The sequence below is a fragment of the Gemmobacter sp. LW-1 genome, assembly GCF_001303875.1.
GTDB classification, from domain to species: domain Bacteria; phylum Pseudomonadota; class Alphaproteobacteria; order Rhodobacterales; family Rhodobacteraceae; genus Gemmobacter; species Gemmobacter caeni.
The window spans coordinates 70,618-92,125 of record NZ_LJSC01000058.1 but is presented as its reverse complement, the minus strand read 5'-3'; the positions used below and the strand labels follow the sequence as shown (position 1 = coordinate 92,125).

General features: G+C 62.0%; 16 protein-coding genes. 5 read left to right on the top strand and 11 right to left on the bottom strand.

Going from position 1 to position 21,508, the window contains the following annotated elements; all coding sequences use genetic code 11:
* Nucleotide 1: 1 nt before the first annotated feature.
* Nucleotides 2–901 carry a ParB/RepB/Spo0J family partition protein gene (locus tag AO684_RS18360; RefSeq protein WP_054304183.1) on the top strand — a complete coding sequence of 300 codons (900 nt, stop codon included), beginning with the start codon at nucleotides 2–4 and terminating at the stop codon, nucleotides 899–901.
* On the opposite strand, the gene AO684_RS18355 is transcribed toward AO684_RS18360, so the two are convergent.
* The 4 genes from AO684_RS18355 to rph are packed head-to-tail and all read right to left on the bottom strand — an operon-like array spanning nucleotide 876 to nucleotide 3,747.
* Complete coding sequence (locus AO684_RS18355) at nucleotides 876–1,229, bottom strand: YbaN family protein (RefSeq protein WP_054304182.1); 354 nt, start codon at nucleotides 1,227–1,229, stop codon at nucleotides 876–878. The two genes, AO684_RS18360 and AO684_RS18355, sit on opposite strands and share 26 nt — an antisense overlap.
* Nucleotides 1,230–2,432 carry a radical SAM family heme chaperone HemW gene (gene hemW, locus AO684_RS18350; protein ID WP_235451318.1) on the bottom strand — a complete coding sequence of 401 codons (1,203 nt, stop codon included), beginning with the start codon at nucleotides 2,430–2,432 and terminating at the stop codon, nucleotides 1,230–1,232. It lies immediately after the preceding gene.
* A complete protein-coding gene (gene rdgB / locus AO684_RS18345) occupies nucleotides 2,429–3,034 on the bottom strand; it encodes an RdgB/HAM1 family non-canonical purine NTP pyrophosphatase (protein ID WP_054304181.1) in 606 nt (201 codons plus the stop codon). Before rdgB ends, hemW begins: the two co-directional genes overlap by 4 nt.
* Complete coding sequence (rph, locus tag AO684_RS18340; protein WP_054304180.1) at nucleotides 3,034–3,747, bottom strand: ribonuclease PH; 714 nt, start codon at nucleotides 3,745–3,747, stop codon at nucleotides 3,034–3,036. The genes rdgB and rph overlap by 1 nt, the downstream gene beginning before the upstream one ends.
* 118 nt (nucleotides 3,748–3,865) lie before the next feature.
* Here rph and hrcA point away from each other — a divergent pair, with 118 nt between their 5' ends.
* Nucleotides 3,866–4,939: a heat-inducible transcriptional repressor HrcA gene (hrcA, locus tag AO684_RS18335; RefSeq protein WP_054304179.1), complete on the top strand. Its 1,074-nt coding sequence runs from the start codon at nucleotides 3,866–3,868 to the stop codon at nucleotides 4,937–4,939.
* 20 nt (nucleotides 4,940–4,959) lie between these two features.
* On the top strand, nucleotides 4,960–5,493 hold the full coding sequence (locus tag AO684_RS18330; RefSeq protein WP_082401109.1) for a nucleotide exchange factor GrpE: 534 nt from the start codon (nucleotides 4,960–4,962) through the stop codon (nucleotides 5,491–5,493).
* A 37-nt stretch (nucleotides 5,494–5,530) separates the two neighbouring features.
* Here the strand turns inward: AO684_RS18330 and mutS are convergent, their stop codons facing one another.
* Nucleotides 5,531–8,170 (bottom strand): DNA mismatch repair protein MutS, encoded by a 2,640-nt coding sequence (gene mutS / locus AO684_RS18325; protein WP_152968469.1) that lies wholly within the window; start codon nucleotides 8,168–8,170, stop codon nucleotides 5,531–5,533.
* A gap of 129 nt (nucleotides 8,171–8,299) precedes the next feature.
* Here mutS and AO684_RS18320 point away from each other — a divergent pair, with 129 nt between their 5' ends.
* The gene (locus tag AO684_RS18320) at nucleotides 8,300–10,555 is read left to right on the top strand and encodes an NADP-dependent malic enzyme (RefSeq protein ID WP_054304177.1); all 2,256 of its coding nucleotides are present in this window, start codon (nucleotides 8,300–8,302) and stop codon (nucleotides 10,553–10,555) included.
* A gap of 14 nt (nucleotides 10,556–10,569) precedes the next feature.
* A complete protein-coding gene (locus AO684_RS18315) occupies nucleotides 10,570–11,439 on the top strand; it encodes a ribokinase (protein WP_054304176.1) in 870 nt (289 codons plus the stop codon).
* On the opposite strand, the gene addA is transcribed toward AO684_RS18315, so the two are convergent.
* The 6 genes from addA to AO684_RS18285 are packed head-to-tail and all read right to left on the bottom strand — an operon-like array spanning nucleotide 11,436 to nucleotide 21,461.
* Nucleotides 11,436–14,756 (bottom strand): double-strand break repair helicase AddA, encoded by a 3,321-nt coding sequence (gene addA, locus AO684_RS18310; protein ID WP_054304175.1) that lies wholly within the window; start codon nucleotides 14,754–14,756, stop codon nucleotides 11,436–11,438. The genes AO684_RS18315 and addA overlap by 4 nt on opposite strands.
* Complete coding sequence (addB, locus tag AO684_RS18305; protein ID WP_054304174.1) at nucleotides 14,753–17,680, bottom strand: double-strand break repair protein AddB; 2,928 nt, start codon at nucleotides 17,678–17,680, stop codon at nucleotides 14,753–14,755. Before addB ends, addA begins: the two co-directional genes overlap by 4 nt.
* Nucleotides 17,673–18,356 carry a nucleotidyltransferase family protein gene (locus AO684_RS18300; RefSeq protein WP_369814618.1) on the bottom strand — a complete coding sequence of 228 codons (684 nt, stop codon included), beginning with the start codon at nucleotides 18,354–18,356 and terminating at the stop codon, nucleotides 17,673–17,675. Before AO684_RS18300 ends, addB begins: the two co-directional genes overlap by 8 nt.
* Nucleotides 18,356–19,375, bottom strand: a complete 1,020-nt coding sequence (locus AO684_RS18295; RefSeq protein WP_054304172.1) for an aminoglycoside phosphotransferase family protein — start codon at nucleotides 19,373–19,375, stop codon at nucleotides 18,356–18,358. The genes AO684_RS18300 and AO684_RS18295 overlap by 1 nt, the downstream gene beginning before the upstream one ends.
* On the bottom strand, nucleotides 19,372–19,845 hold the full coding sequence (tsaE, locus tag AO684_RS18290) for a tRNA (adenosine(37)-N6)-threonylcarbamoyltransferase complex ATPase subunit type 1 TsaE (protein ID WP_054304171.1): 474 nt from the start codon (nucleotides 19,843–19,845) through the stop codon (nucleotides 19,372–19,374). The genes AO684_RS18295 and tsaE overlap by 4 nt, the downstream gene beginning before the upstream one ends.
* Nucleotides 19,846–19,886: 41 nt before the next feature.
* Nucleotides 19,887–21,461, bottom strand: coding sequence for a PAS-domain containing protein (locus tag AO684_RS18285; protein WP_054304170.1), 1,575 nt, complete (start codon nucleotides 21,459–21,461; stop codon nucleotides 19,887–19,889).
* Nucleotides 21,462–21,508 lie beyond the last annotated feature (47 nt).

The window sequence follows — 21,508 nt, the reverse complement described above, 5'->3', positions numbered from 1 at the left end:
GATGGAAAAGAAAGTTGAACGCCGTGGCCTTGGCCGTGGTCTTTCCGCGTTGATGGCCGATGTGAGCGTGAGCAACCCTCAGGAGGTTCCGGGAACCGCCCGGAAGCCCGATGTCCTGCCCATCGAGGCCATAAAGCCGAACCCGGATCAGCCCCGTCGCAGTTTTACGGATGGTGATCTGGAGGATCTTGCAGCGTCGATCCGTCAGAAGGGTGTATTGCAGCCGCTGATCGTAAGGCCGGTGGAAGCGGGATATGAGATTGTGGCGGGTGAGCGGCGCTGGCGGGCGGCCCAACTTGCAAACCTGCATCAGCTTCCTGTTCTGATCCGGGATTTCGATGACACGGAAGTGCTTGAGATCGCGATTATCGAGAACATTCAGCGCGAGGACCTGAACGCGATCGAAGAGGCTCTGGCTTTCCGGCAGCTGATGGACCGTTTTGGCCATACCCAGGAAAAGCTGGCAGAGGCGCTTTCCAAGAGCCGCAGCTATATCGCGAACCTGCTGCGGCTTTTGAACCTGCCCGAAGATGTGCAGCGGCATGTCCGTGACGGGCGGCTGAGCGCCGGTCATGCACGGGCACTGGTAACCCATTCCGATGCCTCTGCCATTGCGCAAGAGGTCATCGCGAAGGGCCTGTCTGTGCGGGAGACCGAAGAGCTGGTTCGGAAAGTTGGGGCGCCCGCTCGCACCCGGCGATCCGCTCAGGCCGGGGCGTCGGAGAAAGACGCGGATACAAGAGCCCTTGAACTCGATCTGTCAGCGAATCTTGGAATGGGCGTGACCATCGCGCATGGGGTCGATGGTGAGGGCACATTGTCGATTCGCTATCAGTCGCTCGACGAGCTGGATTTGCTGTGCCAAACGCTTTCTGTCATGCGTCGGGACGTGTCCATATGAACAATGCAGCGGCGGCCATTGCGGTCGCCTGCAGGGCTATGACGCGATAATCCAGCCCGATTGCCAGAGCCAGCAGCACGGAAGCAAGCATTGAACCCGTACTCAGCCCCTTTGCCCAAGGAGAAATCGCACCCCGCTCGCGCCAGGCCATAATAGGTGGTCCCAGCCTCGGGTGCGAGATGATCCAGTTATGGAGGCGTTCTGAGGATTTCGAAAATCCGAATGCAGCAAGGATAAGGAATGGCACCGTGGGCAGGATCGGAGTGACAATGCCGATGACACCCAGGGCGAGGGCCAGCACTCCGATCAGAAGCCAGAGAATGCGCATCTAAAGTGCCCCTGCCAGCTGCTCGATCACCGCATTCAGAAGTGGGCGACCCTTTCTTGTGACGCGCAAAGTGTCTGCTTGCAGGTCGATCATGCCCAGCTCACTCAGCTCGGCCAGCTTGCCGGCAGGGATGGATGCGTGTGCCATAGCCTCCAGACGAGAAAGTGAGATACCGCTACCGAGCCGGAGGCCCATCAGGAGGTATTCGAGGGCGCAATCCATCTCTCCCAGCGGCTCCAGTTCCAGATTGCCTCGATCTTTGGCTGTTTCACACCATTGGACGGGCATCGGCTGCATCGTCGTGGCATAGCGAGTATCGCCAAGCGTCAGGCGACCATGCGCCCCGGGCCCGACGCCCGCATAGTCACCTGCCGACCAGTAAATCATGTTGTGCCGGGATTCAGTGCCAATGCGGGCGTGATTGGAAACCTCATAGGCAGGCAGCCCGGCTGCTTCCATCATGTCTTGTGTCACGTCGAAGAAATCTGCGCCCTGGTTCTCATCGGGAAGGCCCAACAGCTGTCCGCGTGCAAAGCGCTCGCCAAAGACAGTGCCTTGTTCAATTGTCAGCTGGTATAGCGACATATGGGAGGCGCCAAGTGCGATAGCCCGGGCAAGCTCCTTCTGCCAGCTTTCAAGGCTTTGGTTCTGGCGGGCATAGATAAGGTCGAAGGAAACGCGGTCAAACGTACCCTGCGCGATGTCAAGTGCGCGGAGCCCCTCTGCGACGGTATGCATGCGGCCAAGCATTCGCAGATCGGTGTCGTCCAGAGCCTGCATGCCGAGAGAAACCCGGTTCACGCCAGCCGTGCGATAGCCCTGAAAATTGGCCGCATCCACAGAGCCGGGGTTTGCCTCCAGCGTAATCTCGATGTCGTTCGCGAAGTCCCAGTGATCTGCGGCGCGTTCAAGGATCGCTGCCACGGTGTCCGGTCGCATCAGGGAAGGGGTCCCACCGCCAAAATAGATCGAATTGAGTACGCGCCGCCCTGTCATTGTGGCGACGCGATCAATCTCCTGTTCATAGGCGGCTGCCCAGGCACTTTGGTCGATCTTCCCGGCGACATGGCTGTTGAAATCGCAATAGGGGCATTTCGACTGGCAGAAGGGCCAGTGAAGATACAGCCCGAAGCCTCCGGACCGCCAGTCTTCCTTCGCAATTGGCGCGGTATCTGCGGGAGCCCGGGGCAGGGGATGTTTCACGTGAAACACTCCATGAGCTTATGGAATGCTCTGGCGCGATGGCTGATCCGGTTTTTTTCCCAGCGATCCATCTCACCAAAGGTCTGGCTGTAACCTTCGGGGATAAAAATCGGGTCGTAGCCATGCCCCTGATCCCCCCGTGGAGGCCAGCTAAGATGCCCCGGCATCTGGCCTTCGAACACTTCGTCATGGCCATCAGGCCAGGCGAGAACCAAGGTGCAGCAGAAGCTGGCATGATAAGGTGGCGCGGCGGCGATGCTGAAAAGCTCGTCTTGCACGCGCTGCATGGCCATCCCGAAATTCCTGCCATCCGGCGTTTCAGCCCAATCTGCCGTATAGACCCCGGGCGCGCCGCCCAAAGCCTGAACGGAAAGACCGGAATCGTCCGCCAGTGCAGGCAGACCCGCTGCCCGAGCGGCGGCGTGGGCTTTAATGCGCGCGTTTCCGACGAAGGTCGTCTCGGTTTCCGCAGGCTCTGCCAGCCCCAGATCTGCCGCAGAAACCACCGAGATGCCAAAAGGTTTCAGCAGGTCGGCGATTTCCTCGAGCTTGCCCTTGTTGTGGGTGGCAACCAGAAGTGTTTGATCCGAAAACTTCCGCATTATGCGATGGCCGAGTTCTGGATCGCGACAAGATCGGCAATGCCCCTCTCTGCAAGGTCAAGCAACTGTGCCATCTGCTCCCGTGAGAAGGTCGCGCCTTCCGCTGACATCTGAACTTCGATCAATCGTTGCGATCCCGTCAAAACGAAGTTGCCATCGGTGCCTGCGGCGGAGTCCTCGGGGTAATCCAGGTCGAGCACGGGTTGGCCTGCGTAGATCCCGCAGGAAACGGCGGCGACGTTGTCCATGATCGGATCGCTTGTCAGAAGGCCGGTCTTAAGAAGCTTGTTTACCGCAAGGCGCAAGGCGACCCAGCCGCCGGTGATAGAGGCACAACGTGTGCCGCCATCGGCCTGGATTACATCGCAGTCCACCACAATCTGCCGTTCGCCAAGCGCCGAGCGATCAATCCCCGCGCGTAGCGAGCGGCCAATCAGGCGCTGAATCTCCTGCGTCCGCCCGCCTTGCTTGCCGGCCGCAGCCTCCCGACGAGTGCGGCTGGTAGTGGCGCGGGGAAGCATGCCGTATTCAGCCGTCACCCAACCCAGCCCGGTATTCTTCAGGAAGGGCGGAGTCTTGTCTTCGATTGTCGCGGTACAGATGACATGGGTATTCCCCATGCGGATGAGGCAGGACCCTTCAGCATGCAACGAGACATTGGTCTCGATGCTGACTGCGCGAAGTTGATCGAGTTTTCTTCCGGAAGGCCGCATCTTTGTCATCCTGTAATTGGGTGCCTTCAGGTATCGCCAGCCCTATATCGGATGCAACTGTTATTGACGCTGCCGCGTTCCCCACCTTTATTGAACTTCCAGTGATGCGGACAATGCCATGGGCTCGAACAGCAATATCCTGACCGAACTGAACCAGCGTTCGCGCGAGGTGTTTCGACGTGTAGTCGAAACCTATCTGGAATCAGGCGATCCGGTGGGCTCACGAACGCTGACCCGCGGCTTCTCTGAAAAGATCAGCGCCGCCACGATCCGCAATGTCATGCAGGACCTGGAATATCTTGGCCTTCTGAACAGTCCGCATATTTCGGCCGGCCGAATTCCGACGCAGCTTGGGCTTCGCATGTTTGTTGACGGGCTTCTGGAGGTTGGTGCGGTTGCCCATGCGGATCGGGAAATTCTGGAATCCACGCTGGGCCATGAAGCCCCTGATGTGGCGTCGACGCTGGATCGCGTGGGCGCTGCGCTTTCCGGGATTACGCGGGGGGCGAGTATTGTCCTTGCGCCGAAGCACGACGAGGCCGAAATCCGACATATTGAGTTCGTCAATCTCGGGCCGGGGCGGGCACTGGTTGTGCTTGTGCTTTCGGATGGCCAGGTTGAGAACCGCGTTTTTACCCCGCCGCCGGGGCTGACGCCTTCGGCGATGCGCGAGGCGGCAAACCTGCTGAACGCCCTTGCCGGAGGTAAAACACTCAGCGCGCTGCGCAGCACAGTGCGTCGCGATATGGATTCCCGGCGACGTGAGATCGACACACTGGCGCAGGCGCTGGTCGAAAGCGGCATCGCGCTTTGGGAAAACGCCGGCGAAACCGGAGAACGTCTGATCGTCCGTGGCCGCGCCAATCTGCTGGAGGGCACTCGCGAGGCGGATGATCTTGAGCGTGTTCGCCGTCTTTTCGATGATCTTGAACGCACGCGGGACCTGGCGGATTTCCTTGATCTTACAGAGCAGGGTGACGGGGTTCGAATTTTTATTGGCTCAGAGAACAAACTCTTTTCACTTTCGGGTTCCTCTCTGGTGGTCTCTCCCTATATGAACGCTGATCGGAAGATTATCGGTGCGGTGGGTGTGATCGGGCCGACGCGTCTGAACTATGGGCGTGTCGTTCCGGTTGTCGACTATACGGCCCAACTGGTGAGTCGGTTGGTGTCGGATCGCGGCCGAGGTTAGAAGTGACAAAGGATATGAAGATGGCTGATGAAAATGCATCGAGCCCTGAGCTGAACCTTGAAGAACTGGAAGAGTTCATCGGTGCGGATGAGCTTGAGGCGATCCGCGCGGAGCGTGATGCGTTTCGCGACAAATTCATGCGCGCGCTTGCCGATGCGGAGAACGCCCGCAAGCGCGGGGAGCGTGATCGTCGTGAGGCCGAGCAATATGGTGGTTCGAAACTCGCCCGCGACATGCTTCCGGTTTACGACAATCTGCGCCGGGCTCTGAATGCCGTGCCGGAGGAAAACCGCGCGCAGTCTGCCGCTCTGATTGAAGGCATCGAACTGACCTTGCGCGAACTGCTGGGCGTGCTGAACAAGCATGGGATCTCTCTGATCGTGCCCGAAGTGGGTGAAAGCTTTGACCCGCAGATGCATCAGGCAATGTTCGAGGCGCCGCTTCCGGGAACGAAGGCCGGTCAGATCATTCAGGTTCTTACCGAAGGCTTCATGATCCACGACCGCCTTCTGCGCCCTGCGCAAGTCGGCGTCAGTTCGAATACCGCAGGCTAAATTCTGTTTTGTTTCACGTGAAACATCGGGGCGGTGGCTATTCAGCCAGCGCCTTTTTCAATTCATAAACCAGATTGAGCGCCGCCATCGGTGTCAGTTCATCCGGGTTAACCGATTTCAGCCGCTCCTCCAGCGCCGATTCCTTCGGCGGGGCGGGCGACACGGGTGGTGCAATGCGGAAGAGCGGCAAATCATCGACCAGCGTTCTGCGCCGGTTTCCGCCATCCCGATCCCCCGATTCCAACGCCTCAAGAACCACCTTTGCACGCTCGATGACCGGCTCGGGCAGCCCCGCGAGCTTGGCCACCTGCACGCCATAGGAACGGTCCGCCGCGCCGCGTCGCACTTCATGCAGGAAAATCACATCGCCTTTCCATTCTTTGACGCTTACCGTCGCATTCTCCACGCCGGGCAGCTTCTGGGCGAGTGATGTCATCTCGTGGTAATGGGTTGCGAACAAAGCACGACAGCGGTTGGCATCGTGCAGATGTTCAAGTGTGGCCCAGGCAATCGAAAGGCCATCATAGGTCGCCGTCCCCCGGCCGATTTCATCCAGTATGACAAAGGCCCGGTCATCTGCCTGGTTCAGGATCGCCGCCGTTTCCACCATCTCGACCATGAAGGTTGATCGCCCGCGCGCGAGATCGTCCGAGGCACCGACGCGGCTGAACAGCTGGCTTACCAGGCCGATATGAGCCTTCGCGGCGGGAACGAAGGAGCCCGACTGGGCCAGTAGCGCAATCAGCGCATTCTGGCGCAGGAAGGTCGACTTACCAGCCATGTTGGGGCCCGTCAGCAGCCAGATCGCGGGGGCGTCGCGTGCGGTCAGCGCGCAATCATTGGCAACGAAGGCTGCGGCGCCCTGGCGTTGGAGTGCTCGTTCCACAACCGGATGCCGACCGCCTTCAATCAGGAAGGCATGGCTTGCATCAACCTTGGGCCGGGTCCATCCTTCGCCGGATGCGAGATCTGCGAACGCGGCTGCAACATCCAGCTCGGCAAGGCCCGCCGCGGCAGATCCGATCGGGCCCGCAGCAGACAGTATAGCCGTACGCAATCTGTTGAAATGGTTCTTCTCCAGCTCAAGCGCATGATTGCCAGCGTTCAGGATGCGGGTCTCCAATTCACTCAGCGGAAGCGTCGTGAAGCGGACCTGGTTCGCTGTGGTCTGCCGGTGAATGAACTTTTCGTTCAGCGGTGCCGACATCATCTTTTCAGCATGCGTTGCCGTGACTTCGATGAAGTAACCGAGCACATTGTTATGTTTGATTTTCAGGCTCTGTACGCCTGTTTCTGCGGCATAATCGCCCTGCATCCCGGCGATCACGGCCCTGCCTTCATCACGAAGCTTCCGCGTCTCGTCGAGATCGGGGTCAAAACCGGCTGAAATAAAGCCGCCATCCCGGGCCAGAAGTGGGGGATCATCTACAAGAGATTGATCTAAAAGGGAAATTATGTCCTCATTTCCGGTCAGTGACTTTGCGGCCTGGGTCAGAAGACCGTCGTCCACCCCTGCCACGAGACTGGCAATCAATTGCGCCTGCGACAGCCCGTTCCGGATTGCAGCCAGGTCGCGCGGGCCGCCCCGATCCAGCGCAAGTCGCGAAAGGGCACGATCCATGTCCGGTACACGGCGCAGCGCCTCGCGTAACTGATTGCGCAACCCTGACTGGGCCAGCAGGCAGTCGACGGAGTCGAGGCGCCCACTGATAACGTTCAGATCGCGGGAAGGGGCCGACAGCCTGCGTTCCAGCAGCCGCGCCCCGCCTGCGGTCGCTGTCCGGTCGACGGTTTCAAGAAGTGAACCCGTGCGGCCGCCAGCGAGGGCAGAGGTGATTTCAAGATTGCGGCGGGTCGCAGCGTCGATCAGCATTGCGCCGCCCAGTGCCTCGCGCACCGGCGGGCGCAGCAGCGGCAGCTTGCCTCGCTGGGTCAGGTCCAGATAGTCGACGAGCGCGCCCATGGCAGACAGTTCTGCGCGCCCATAGGTGCCGAAGGCATCCAGCGTCGCAACCTGCCACAGCGCGCACAGCCGCCGCTCCGCCCCGGCAGAGTCGTAAGAGGCGCGCGCGACTTCGGTCACGGCAGCACCAAGATCCGTCGCCACCGAGGTTACCGGCGTATCACTGGCATCGCTGACCAGAATTTCACGCGGCATCAGACGCGCCAGCTCAGGTGCCAGACGGGCGCGGGCACAAGGCATCACCCGTAACTCGCCTGTGGAAATGTCGGTCCAGGCGAGCGCACCCTCGTCACGCACCTCTGCCCAGGCGCAAAGAAAGTTATGCCGCCGCGCCTCCAGCAGGGAATCCTCGGTGAGTGTTCCCGGCGTGACAAGCCGGACGACATCGCGCCGTACCACGGATTTTGAGCCGCGCTTTTTCGCTTCGGCGGGATCTTCCATCTGCTCGGCAATTGCCACGCGAAAGCCCTTGCGGATCAGCGACAGCAAATGCCCCTCGGCGGCGACCACCGGCACACCGCACATCGGGATTGGTTCGCCCAGATGAAAGCCACGCTTCGTCAGCGCGATGTCCAGCGCCTCGGACGCCGCAACAGCATCATCAAAGAACATCTCGTAGAAGTCGCCCATCCGGTAGAACAGGATCGCATCGGAATACTGCGCCTTAATCTCCAGATATTGCGCCATCATCGGCGTCACGCTGTCGTCGGTCACACTGGTCCCCTTCCATCGGCAAGGGTGACCCTACAAAAGGCGAAACCCGGCGAAAAGCGACAAACCGCAATTGGCACAGGGTCGCGGGGGCGGTAAGAGGGCAGGATAACCCCACAGGATGGCCCCCTGATGACCAAGACCAAGATTACCCCCGAAGAGGCGCTCGCATACCATCTGGAACCGCGCCCCGGCAAATACGACATCGTCGCCTCGACCCCGATGGCCACCCAGCGCGACCTGTCGCTGGCCTATAGCCCGGGCGTAGCCGTTCCGGTGCAGGCCATCGCGGAGCGGCCGGAGACGGCATACGATTATACGGTGAAGGGGAATATGGTCGCGGTCGTCTCGAACGGCACCGCCATTCTGGGTCTGGGCAATCTGGGCGCGCTGGCCTCTAAGCCGGTGATGGAGGGCAAGGCCGTCCTGTTCAAGCGTTTCGCCGATGTGAACGCCATCGATATCGAGCTGGATACCGAAGACCCGGACGAGATCATTCAGGCCGTTCGCCTCATGGGGCCGACCTTCGGGGGGATTAACCTCGAAGACATCAAGGCGCCGGAATGCTTCATCATTGAACAGCGGTTGAAAGAGATCATGGACATTCCGGTGTTCCATGACGACCAGCATGGCACGGCCGTGATTTGCGCTGCGGGTCTGCTCAATGCGCTCGAAATCAGCGGCAAGAAGATCGAGGATGTGAAGATTGTCCTCAACGGGGCAGGGGCAGCGGGGATTGCCTGTCTGGAACTGCTGAAGGCCATGGGGGCCAGGCATGACAACTGTATCATGTGCGATACCAAGGGCGTGATCTGGCAGGGCCGGACTGAGGGCATGAACCAGTGGAAGTCGGCCCATGCGGCGCGCACTGATGCCCGCACTCTGGAAGAGGCGATGATGGGGGCCGATGTTTTCCTTGGTGTTTCGGCCAAGGGTGCGGTGACGCCGGAGATGGTGGCTTCGATGGCCGATAATCCGGTGATCTTCGCCATGGCCAACCCGGACCCCGAAATCACGCCGGAAGAGGCGCATGCGGTCCGGGCTGATGCCATCGTGGCGACCGGGCGCAGCGATTACCCCAATCAGGTCAATAACGTTCTGGGCTTCCCCTATCTGTTCCGGGGCGCGCTGGATATTCATGCGCGCGCCATCAATGACGAGATGAAGATTGCCTGCGCCAAGGCGCTGGCTGCCCTCGCGCGCGAGGATGTGCCGGACGAGGTGGCGATGGCCTATGGCCGCAAGCTGAGCTTCGGACGCGACTACATCATCCCCACGCCCTTCGACCCCCGCCTGATTCATGTCATCCCGCCTGCCGTTGCCAAGGCAGGCATGGATACCGGCGTTGCGCGTCGGCCGATCATTGATCTGAAAGGGTATGAGGCAAGCCTTAAGGCCCGGATGGACCCGACTGCCTCGATCCTTCAGGGTGTGCATGCCCGCGCCAAGGCTGCGCAGGCGCGGATGATCTTTGCGGAGGGTGACGACCCGCGCGTCCTGCGCGCGGCGGTTGCCTATCAGCGGTCAGGCCTGGGCCGCGCGCTGGTGGTCGGTCGCGAGACGGATGTCCGCGAAAAGCTGGAAGCCGCCGGGCTTCAGGATGCCGTGCGCGAACTGGAGGTGGTGAATGCCGCCAATTCCCGACATCTCGACCAGTATCGGGATTTTCTTTACAAAAGGCTGCAACGTCAAGGGTTTGATAGCCACGACATCCGCCGTCTGGCCACGCGTGACCGGCATGTTTTCTCGGCCCTGATGCTGGCCCACGGGCATGGCGACGCGCTGGTAACCGGGGCCACCCGCAAATCGGCGCATGTGCTGAACCTGATCAATCACGTCTTTGATGCAAAGGCCGCGGATGGCGCGGTGGGCGTGACAGCCCTGCTGAACAAGGGGCGGATCATCCTGATCAGCGATACGCTGGTGCATGAATGGCCGGAGCCGGAAGACCTCGCCACGATCGCCATTCGGTCGGCGGGTGTGGCGCGCAGCCTTGGGATCGAGCCGCGCGTGGCCTTCGTCAGCTTCTCGACCTTCGGTTATCCGGTCTCGGAGCGTGCAACCAAGATGCACGAGGCACCCAAGGTTCTGGACCGCATGAAGGTCGATTTCGAATATGATGGCGAAATGACCGTGGATGTGGCGCTGAATGCGCAAACCATGGCGCAGTATCCGTTCTGCCGCCTGTCTGGACCTGCCAATATCCTGGTTGTTCCAGCGCGGCATTCGGCCTCGATCTCGGTCAAGCTGATGCAGGAAATGGCCGGGGCTACCGTGATCGGGCCGATTCTGACCGGGGTCAAAAAGCCGATCCAGATCTGCTCGACCAATTCGACGGTGAATGACATTCTGAATATGGCGGCCCTTGCCGCCTGCAATATCGGCTAAAGGCGGGGCGCGGCATGGCGATATTCAATCTCGGTTCGATCAATATCGACCTTGTATATCAGGTGCCGCATCTGCCCAAGCCGGGCGAAACCCTGTCTGCGCTGGCCTTTTCGCAGGGTCTGGGCGGGAAGGGGGCAAATCAGTCTGTCGCTGCGGCGCGAGCCGGGGCAAGCTGTATTCATATTGGCGCCACAGGGCCAAGCAGTGAATGGCTGCTCGGGCTCATGTCGGATTACGGGGTGGATACCGGATCGGTAACACAGCTCGATGAACCGACAGGCCACGCTGTGATCAACGTTGATCCTGAGGCCGAGAACAGCATCGTCATCTATCCTGGCGCCAATCGGCAGATCACCGGCGCGATGGTCGAGGTTGCCTTGGCGCGGGCAGTGGCGGGCGATAGCCTGCTGTTGCAGAACGAGACTTCGGCACAGCAGGAGGCTGCGGCTCTGGCGCGGGCCAGGGGCATGCGGGTGGTCTACTCGGCCGCCCCATTTGATCTGGCGGCGGTGCGTTCTGTTCTTGGCCATGTTTCGCTGCTGGTGATGAACGAAGGCGAAGCGTCAGAACTGCGCGCGGCCGAAGGACAACTGCCTGCGGTCGATTGCATCATCACCCGAGGTGCAAATGGCGCAGAATGGATTTCCGCGGAAACAGAGCCGCTTTTCATGCCATCTTTCCGCGTGGAGCCCGTTGATACGACCGGTGCAGGCGATACGTTCATCGGCACTTTGGTCGCGGCGCTTGATCTGGGGCTTGATCGTTCTTCGGCCATGCGCCGCGCCGCGGCAGCTTCGGCACTGCAGGTCACGCGACCCGGTGCGGCGCAGGCGATCCCCACTGCCGCCGAGGTGACTGCATTTCTCGCAGCGCAGGGCGCTTAGTCGACAAGCATCATCCGGGCCTTGCGGGTCCAGAGCAGCGCAGTCTCGATCTGTCGACCGGGGTAGATTTGCGTTAATGCGGCGCGATAGGCGCGCATCTGGCGTATCAGGCCCTCGGGTATCTCTTGCGGTGTTTCCGGTACGATTGCATTGGATTTGAAATCCACGGCGATAACCCGGCTCGGCAGAACGATCAGCCGATCAATCGCACCGGCAAGCGGCTGGCCCTGAAATTCTGCAACGACAGAGACTTCGCGCAGCGTTGATGGCGCGAAAATCTGCTGAAATTCGGGCCTGTCAATGACCGACCGCGCTTCGAAAAGCAGTTCTGCCCGAAGGACGGGATCGGGGATCAATATTTCGGCAAGCCGGGTCTGACGTTCTGCGGTCAGACCTGGAAGGTGTTCGAACAATCCGTGCAGCAGAGTGCCGCGCGCCTTCGCATCCGGGTTTTCGCCCTCGTAATCGCCCGCAAGAACCTTGGCTCCGCCAAGATTGCTGGGGTTCAGCATCTGTGCCGGGCGCAGGGCAGGCGCCGCAGGTTGTAAAGCCCAGGCAGGCAGAGGCTGCGGTGTTTCCGGGGGGGCCTCCGTCGTCGGGTTGTCCTGCGGTTTGGGCCAAACTCCAAACTCATGCACCAGTCGACCCTTCACCGACGGAACCGCACCGCTTTTCTCCGCCCCGGTGCGGATCAGATCGTACCATGCGGGTGGCTTGTCGCTGTCGGCCTTTCCGCTTTGCGAGGCCAGTTTGCCAGCGGCCGCCACGATCAGCCAGGACTGTGCGCGGGTCATGGCGACGTAGAGCAGGCGCATTTCCTCAGCCCGGCTGCGCCGGGCACGCTCGGCGCGGATGCGGGAAATTTCGGCGGGGCTGGCATCCGCCGGGGTGCGCCAGACCGCCGTGTCATGCATCCGAAACAGCTCATCCCGGTCATTCGCGGTCATGTCTGCGGTATCGGGCAAGATCACGATCGGGGCCTCCAGGCCCTTGGAGCCATGAACCGTCATCACCCGGATTTTCCGGCCCCCCGAATCCATCTGGCGTTTCACCTCGATATCATCGGTCTGAAGCCAGGTCAGAAAGCCGGTGAGGCTGGGTACATCGTTGCGTTCATAGGCAAGCGCCTGGGAAAGCAGCTCGTCAATCCCGTCCTCAGCTTCCTCACCCAGCCGGGCCAGCAAGCGCCGCCGCCCGTCGTGCCGGGTCAGCGCGCGTTCAATCAGATCGAACGGGCGCAGGAAGTCGGCCTGATCACGCAGATCATGCAGCATGGCAAGCAAGTCGGGAAATGTCTCTGTCTGCGCCCGAAGGGCTTCCCACAGGTAGCCTTTTCGAGGTTGTGCCAGAGCGTAGAGTTGCTGCTCGCTCCAGCCGCACAGAGGAGAGCGCAATAGTTCGGCCAGCGCCAGATCATCCTCGGGCGTCGCCAGAAAGGCCAGAAGCGCGGTCAGGTCTTTTACCGCGATTTCACCACCAAGATGCAGCCGGTCGGCCCCGGCGATGGGCAGTTTCGCGGCTTTACAGGCGCGGATGATCTCTGCAAACAGTGGCGAACGGCGGCGCACGAGGATCAGGAAATCCCCCGCATGCACAGGTCGCGCCCCCTTCGCATCAGGTATCATCGTGCCATTGCCGAGGATTTCCCCAATGCGGTCGGCGATCTGCCGCGCGAGGATTGCGTTATGGTGCTCGCCGGTGACCAGATCGACGGGGTCCGCCCAATCGCCGTCCTCAGGTGTGTCAGCCGGCTCAAAGGGGGGCCAGATCTCGACCCGGCCAGGCATGGCGTCGCGGAAGGCGATGTGATGCGAGGGGCCACCGAGGTCGGGGTGCAGGTCTGGCGGAAAGGTCTGGTCCACGAGTCGCAGGATCGCCTGCGACGAACGGAAGGAATATTCCAGCTCCAGCGCGTTGAAAGGGGCATCAATCGCTTTCAAGCGCCCTGCGAAAGCCTCACGCATTTCCGCGAAGGCAGTCACATCGGCCCCCTGGAAGGAATAGATGGATTGCTTTTGGTCTCCGACGACGAAGATTGTGCGCTCGATCTCCCGCGCCCCGGTTCCGGCCGTAAACTCCTGTGCCAGAAGTTCGATCACCTTCCATTGATCTGGCGAGGTGTCCTGCGCTTCATCGACGAGAATGTGGTCAATGCCCCCATCCAGCCGGAACAACACCCATTGCGCTACCGTGGGGTCCGTCAGCAGGCCCTTTGCGCGTGAAATCAGATCGTCGAAATCAAGCGCACCGCGCAAGGCCTTGCGATGCGCATAGGCGGGCAAAAACGCTGCGGCGAAAGAGTGCAGTCGCGCAGTCCGATCCGCTGCGGCGAGGGCCAATCGCCTTGGTCGCGCAGCCTCTACCCTGAGCATCAGGGCATGCAGGGCCGGTGACAGGGCTGCAAGTTTGGGTTGCGTGGCCTTGGTGGCAAGCTGGTCGCCCTTGGCGGTGAAGCGTTTGCTTTCCTCCTTCACGTTGCCACTGAACAGCAACACCTCTTCCAGAGCGGCAAGCATGGTCAGATCCTGCCGCGCGCCACGCAGGGCGGCAAGTTTGGCCCCTGCCTGCTGATCCTTGGTGGAACCTGTCATAAGAATGTCGGCGGTGTCCGACAGAAGGCCGGCTTCCCCACCAAGAAAGACCTCGTCCAGCAGGTCTATGGCGGTAAAACCGGGTGGCAGACCAAAAAGTGTCAGGCACCCTGCCGCGTCCAGCGGGGGCGACAGTGCATCGGAGTGGCGGGCGATTTCGGCGGTAAGCGCCGAAAAGTCCTCGCCCGTATAGATCGCTGCCAATGCTGCAATCACATCGGACTTTGATCCAGAAGCAAGGTCCGCGACAATATCTTCGCGCAGCAGTTTGGCGGCACGCTCGTCCATCTCGGTGAATTGCGGCGAAACCCCCGCCTCCAGCGGAAAGCGACGCAACAGGCTGGCGCAGAAGCTGTGGATGGTCTGGATGCGCAAGCCACCGGGGGTCTCAATGGCACGGGCGAACAGGCGCCGCGCCTCGGCCAGTGTTTCACGTGAAACGGGCGCGATGGCGCCAAGGTTCAGCAGCGCCTCCCGCAGGTCAAGGTCGGGCTTCATCGCCCATTCGCCCAGCCGCTGAAACAGCCGGTTCTGCATCTCTGACGCGGCGGCCTTGGTATAGGTCAGGCACAGGATGCGGCCGGGCTCGACCCCGGAAAGCAGCAGCCGCGCCACACGGTCAGTCAGGACGCGGGTCTTGCCCGATCCCGCATTGGCGGAAAGCCAGGTCGAATAACCGGGATCTGCGGCCTGCACCTGCCGTTCACTGGCGGCGTTGCGAGTCATTCCACATCCTCCGGCGTCGCGCTGTCGGTCATGTCCCATTCCCCGAAACGGGCGAGATGGTCATAGTCGCCGGGAAACCGGCTGGCAAAAACCGCCCGTCTGGCGGTATAGCCCGTTTGGTGGCTCTGATAGCGCCGGACAAGGCGATGGAGGTCTTCCCAGACCCTGCCCAGATCCTCAGGCGTCAGGGCAGTGGTTTCCAGCTTCGGGTTGGTGCCCAGTCCGACATAGGTAATCCGGGCGACCTCGGTCGGGCCGACCTCCTTGAAAGCGCCACGTTCGGCCATGACCGCCGCCAGAAGAAGCTGTTTGTCGAATTGCTCCTGCTGCTTGCGGGTCGGGGGCGTGCCGGTCTTGTAATCCAGAATGTGCAGGCGTCCGTCCGGCAGCAGGTCGATGCGGTCCGGTGTGCCGAACAGTTCGAAATCCAGCGGATCAAGCCTGATGCGGCCACGCTGCTCCAGACTGACGGGCACCCCGCCATCCGCGCCGTCGTGGCTGATGAAGAAATCGGCAGCACGCGAAATCCGAGCCAGCCACAGAACCCGAGCGGCTGGCCAGGGCACCTCTGTTTCCAGCACTTCGGCGGCAAGGCTGATTAGCCGGTCTCTTGCGGCCTCCATGCTTTCGGCCTGCCGCTCCCGAACAAACCGCTCCAGAATCTTGTGCAGGATAGAACCACGCAGCCGCGCATCGGATTCTCGATGCAGTGGCTCAAGCTTGTTCAGACGCAAGATGTAGCGAGCATAGATCGCGTAGGGATCGCGGATAAGCGTTGCCACCCGCGTCAGCGCGAGCTCTTTCGGGCGGGCAGCAACGGGGGGGCGGGGGGCGGGGCGATGCGCGGAAGGCAGTTGGGCGGCAGGCTGCTCCAGCCGTTTTGCCAGCATCAGCCAATCCTGTCCGCGTGCCCGCATGGCTTCGAGCCCCTCGCGGCCGCCACGCTCCGGCAGACCGTCCAGAAGGTTTGTCAGGCGGTTCAGCCAGCGGGAAGGGACGGTTTCCGCATCCGCGTCCCGCCGGGCGCGGGTCAGAACCACTTCACCAGCCGCTATGGCTTGCTGATAGTCATGGGCGGCTAGGCCGATACGCCGTTCTGGCAATAATAGAGCCGCATCCTTGCGCATTTTCCGGTTCAGCCAGGGGTCGGGAGGTGGCAATTGGGGCCAGATCCCGTCATTCAACCCGCCAAGGATTACAAGATCGGCACCCTGAACACGGGCCTCCAGTGTGCCCCAGATCATCAGGCCGGGATGGCCCAGAACCTCATCGCGGACTTCTCCACGGTTCAGGACGGCATCGAACAGGTCTCGATAATCGTGCAGCGCGAAATCGCCCCCGGCATCCGCCTCGGAGCGTAGGGCATCGACCTGCGCAAGTGCCGCCTCTCCGGCGGCTGCGCGCCACAATTCGCCCGTATCCACTCCCCAGGGGCCGCGGGAAACAGTCTCTGTTATTGCCAGATGATGTTCCAGCCGTGCGGCCAGAGAGGTATCGGCAAGCGACGCGGCAGCATCAAGGATGTCGGAAATCCAGGCGACCCAGCCGGGCGCGAGCGGATCATTCCGCGCTTCGGCCCAATGCGCCAGCATAGCTTTGTCGGGGAAGGGCGGACCAAATCGGCGCAGGTGCAACTCAAGATCCCGGGTCAGCCGCAGATGGCTGCCTCGATCCCCGCCGGTCGCAGTCAGCGGGTGTTTCAGCAGGGTCAGCAGCGTCTCGCCGGAAATCCTTTCGCCCAGCAATCGCGCGACATGCCGCAGCAACCGGCCCGGGGCGGACAGAGCGAGCGGCCTGCCAGCGGAATCATCGGGAACAAGGCCCCAGCGATCCAGTGCCGCCGTAACGCGGCGTGTCAGGTTCCGATCCGGGGTGATCAGGGCCGCCGAACGCCCGTCCTCAACCGCCTTGCGCAAGATCAGCGCCACGGAAAGCGCCTCGTCGCGCGGAGACTCCGCCTCGATCAACGTCAGATCGGCGGTCGTGGCGACAAGATCGTCCAGCATCTGCCCCTCGGTCAGCCACTGGTCTGTGACCGGCGCTGGACGCAGTGACAGTGAAACAAGCGCATTCCGTGCCGGATTCGGCGCTTCTGTTGCCGTCCAGCGCCGCACGTCGCCGGGCCTGGCATCCAGCGCGTCCATCAGGCGACGGAAGCGGTATTGCGGGTGATCCTCGGCCGTCAGCGCATCAGACATTCCTGACCAAACGGCGAGTGGCAGGTCGAAATCATACCCCGGCAGGACGAGCGCACCCTGCGGCAGTGCCGCAACAGCCTGCATGAATCGCAGGGTGGTCCCGCGCGAGCCGGTTGAACCCGCAAGGATGACCGGCCCCGAAGGCGGATCGGTAGCCCACCGCTTTGCAAGCGCCTCGACGGTGCGGCGCTGTCGGGCTTCGGGGTCGGGGGCTTCCGCAGTTCCGAAGAAAGGTTCCACGATGCCAAGGAATTGCTGCGTCCGCGTCCAATGGGCGGAATGGTTCGACACATCCAGCGCGGCAATCGTCTCGGGCGCGACGCCTTCGCCCTGCATTTCGTCCATCAGGGCGGCGAGGCTGTCCGCAAGATCGTAAAGGGCGGCACGGGGGGCAAGATCGGGCGCAGAATCCAGCAGACCGGCGATCAGCCGTGTCAGCTCCAGCCGACGCCGCAGGGGCGATACGGCGGGCGGTATCCCCTCCAGCGACGCTTCGATCCCCAGATCGGTAATCAACCGTATTTGCGGCAGAAAGCCGGGGCCTGAAGCTGCAAACAGCTCGACGATGCGTCGGCGCATGCGCTGGGTATTCACGAAAAGCTGCACACGGGCCATGGCCTCGGGCGGCTCGCCCTTCAGACGGTCACGCAGGCCGCGCACGAGTTCGGCCGGAAAGTCCACACCCGGTGGCAGCGCGAACAGGCGGGACTGGCCGGGTTCAAACATCTCTGGCCTTCCCAAGGAGCGCCTCGGCCTCGGCAATTCCCTCTGGCCGTCCGACATCACACCATCCGCCATCATGCACGACGCCGAAGGCACGCCCCTCGGCAATCGCGATATCCCACAGCCGGTTCAGCGAGAAAACAGTCTCTGATATGGCCGAAATATGCTTCGGAGACAGAATTTGCGCACCAAGATAGGCATAGCCGGGCGTGCCTTTGGCGCGGACAATCCTGCCATCTTCGTCCATGACGAAATCCCCGGTGCCGCGATAGCCTGTGGCCTCTTCGGCAGGCAGCACCAGCAGCAGCGCATCCATCCGGCTGGCATCCCACCGCGACGCAAGCTGGCTCAGCGCGGGTGCGCCGGTCCAGACTGCATCGCTGTTCAGGGTGTAGACCGGGCCGGGGCCGAGCTGGGGCAGGGCGGCGCGCAATCCGCCGCCGGTTTCCAGGATCGCGTCGCTTTCATCAGAGAATGCGATTTTCTCTCGGCCCGCAAGATGGGTGCGGATCATCTCGGGGCGGTAGTGCAGGTTAATGACGATCTGACGGGGCCTGATGGCCGCTGCCTGATCCAGCGCATGATCTATCAGGGGGCGTCCCGCCACTTCGATCATCGGCTTGGGTCTGTCGGCTGTCAGTGCGCCCATCCGCGTGCCGAAACCGGCAGCGAAAAGCATCACGGCATCGGGAATGCACGGCATTGGCCTTCGATCCTTACAAGGGCTTCAGGGGTCGGTTCCGGGAGGAGCCGGGCGCAAACCTCGGCCAGTTCCGTCAGTTCGGGATGCGCAAGGTTGCGTTGCAACTGGCCCCAGACGCGGGGCACCAGGCGCAGATAGGCAGGCTTGCCCGCAACAAGGCAGAGGCGTGCGAAAATGCCAAGAATGCGCAGGGCACGTTGCGCCCCCAGCGCAGCATAGGTAGCGGAAAAATGGTCTGCGGGAATGTCCAGCGCCTTGCGAAAGGTCGCACAAACAGCGGTCTCTGTTTCGGGCGCCACGTCACGGCGGGCATCCTGCAACAACGAAACCAGATCATAGGCAGGCTGCCCCATCTGGGCGAGCTGGAAATCCAGCAGCCCGACCCGTGCAAGGCCGCTGCGGTCGTCCAGCCACAGCAGGTTTTCCGCATGATAGTCACGTAGAATAAGAACGCGCGGGCCATCTGCAAGACGCCGCAGGCTGCGCGTCAGGCAATCCACGAACAGCTCTCTGTCGCCGCTGTCGCCCAGAATTGCATGGCGATACCAGTCCAGCGCGAAAGCGGCAGCCCGGGCCCAGTCCGCCGCGCCAGGATCGGGCAGATTCTCGGGTGCGGGAGCGGCCTGAAGGTGCAGCAACACCTCTGCCGCCGCATAATACAGCGCTGGTTCCCGCGCCGGAGCTTGCGAGACCAGTCGCGCAAAGATGCCGTCCCCCAGATCTTCCAGCAGCAGGAAACCGTGATCGAAGTCGCTGGCCATCACTTCGGGCGCCGAAAGTCCGAGCGCGCGCAGATGCCCGGCGATACGGGCGAAATCACGCGGATCATCGCCCCGACCCGGTGGAGCATCCATCAAAACCGCGCTTCTGTCGTTCAGCGTCAGGCGCTGATAGCTGCGATCCGATGCGTCACCAGCAAGGTGCCGCCGCGTCGCCGCACCCCAACCTGCCCGTTGCAGAAAGGCCTCTGCCTGGGTTTTTCGCAGATCCGTCATGCGTCCAAAGCCATGAAAGCGCCGCGCAAATCGTCGCGTTTACCGAAATCCAGCATCGCAAGGCGGCCCTCACCTTCGGGGCGGAACGCGATGCGGAGGGCATCGGGCGGGGTTTGGTCGCCAAGCCGGTCTGGCCATTCGACCAGACAGATCGCCGTCTCGAAAGCCGAGATCAGACCCAGTTCCGCAACCTCATCGGGATGGCCAAGCCGATAAAGATCGGCGTGCCAGATATCGCCCCGCGGATCTTCATAGGTCTGGACCAGCGTATAGGTCGGCGAGGGGACATCGACCTCTGCGCCAAGTCGCTGGCGGATGAAGGCGCGGGAGAAATGGGTTTTTCCGGCACCGATGCCGCCCTCCAGCAGCAGGGTCATGCCCGGCTGCGCAAGGGTCGCAAGGCGACGCGCCAGCCGGTCTGTCGCAGTATCGTCTGGCAGGAAAAGGGTAAGGGGCGGGTGGCTGTTCATGCCCGCAGTTTTATCCGCCGCGTTTGCGGCTGCAACCCGGCTCAGGCGCGCAGACGTTCCGTTGCCATCGCGCCCGTCGCATCCTCGATCCGGGTGGCGATTTCAAAACGGGCAAGCGTGGCGCCGCCGGGCAGGGCCGAAATGCGGCACTCGACCAGACGCCCGTCCAGCAGGCGCGCTTCTCCGTGCAGGGGCGCGCTGTCGGAATCATGGGCCGCAGCAAAGCTTTCCGCTTCGGCCCAGAACGGATTTGGCGCGCTTCGGCCCTGCCAGTGTGCACAAAGCGTCGCGAAACTGCCTTCTGAAACGGTGCTCGCCGGATCGTGGCCCCACAACCGGCAATAGGCCGCATTTGCCATCACCAGCGCAGAGGCGGGGGAGAAGACCGCAAGCGCCTGATCCACGGAATCGACAACCGCCTGGCTAAGCTCCAGATCGGCCCTGTATCGCCGTATGCGGCCGATTTCGGTTGAAATATCCTCGATCAGCAGCGCCAGCGCGCCGTTGGGATGGGGGCGTCCGACCACCTTGTAGGTGAGGCCGGACGGCAGGCTCCATGTTTCCTCGAACAGGCCGGAGGAGGCCGCCTGTTCCAGCGCCACCATCTGCCGACGCCAGGTGCGATAATCCTTCGGTTCCGGGATCATGTCGCGGTCGCGCATGGCGTCCAGAAAGGCAAACAGCGTTGGGCGCATCGAGAGGAAATCGGGCTGAAGGCCTGAGAGATCCAGCAAGGCCGGATTGAACAGCACAAGCTGGCGCTGGCGGTCGAAAATCGCCAGCCCGATCGGCAGATGGGCGAAGGTTTTGACCAGGGTTTGCGTGAAATCCCGTAGCGATGCCTCGGCCATTACCAGCGTATCGGCTGGCAGCGCGAATACCAACTGTTCGGCGCCGTCCTGATAGGCGTGAAGTTCGAACCATTTGTCGGGTTGCCCCTGCTGCACCAGCCGGTGACGCAGGGCGGTGCCGGGTTGGTCGGTTGTGCGCTCAAAAAGGCGCGGCAGTGGCCATGTCAGATCCTGTCCGGGGGGTAAACCATCTGCAACGCGGTGCAGATAGGCGGCGTTGGCCCACAGAAGCTGGCCATCCGGTCTTTCACGCCAGACCGGCATCGGGGCCAGCGCCAGCGTATTGCGCAGCCGGCTCAGCTCGTCCTCCGTTGCCTTGCGGGTCAGTGCGTCGTGATTTGGAGCGGTGGCCTGAGCCTCCGGGTCTTCGAGGCTGATCCGGGTCAGCCCGCCGGCCAGTTCTGCCCGCAACAGAATGGGCGTTCCGTTCGCGTCGCAGGAGGTGAGGATCAGCAACCCTTCCTCCGCGAGATTGGCAAAACGGCTTTCGAAATCGGCAAACCGCGCGCCGAGATAGGAGCGGAGCCGCAGCCAGGCTGGGCCCCGGATCGGGCTTTGGCTGATCAGGGCGCGGGCGGCGGGTGTCGCATCCAGAAGCGTTTCGCCGTCGAAAAGAAAGCTGGTTCCGCCTGCGGTATCAGCGAAGATGGAGCGCGGTCCGCGCCGGGTCTGCGGATCAAGGGCCGCAATGGTGAACAGGCCCCCAACAGCGGCCAGAATGGACACAAGGAGCATCATGAAGGCCAGGGCCCAGTCGATCACCATCGAAATTCTCGCACAAGGTTTCAGCCGCAACCTTGGCGGGTGATAGT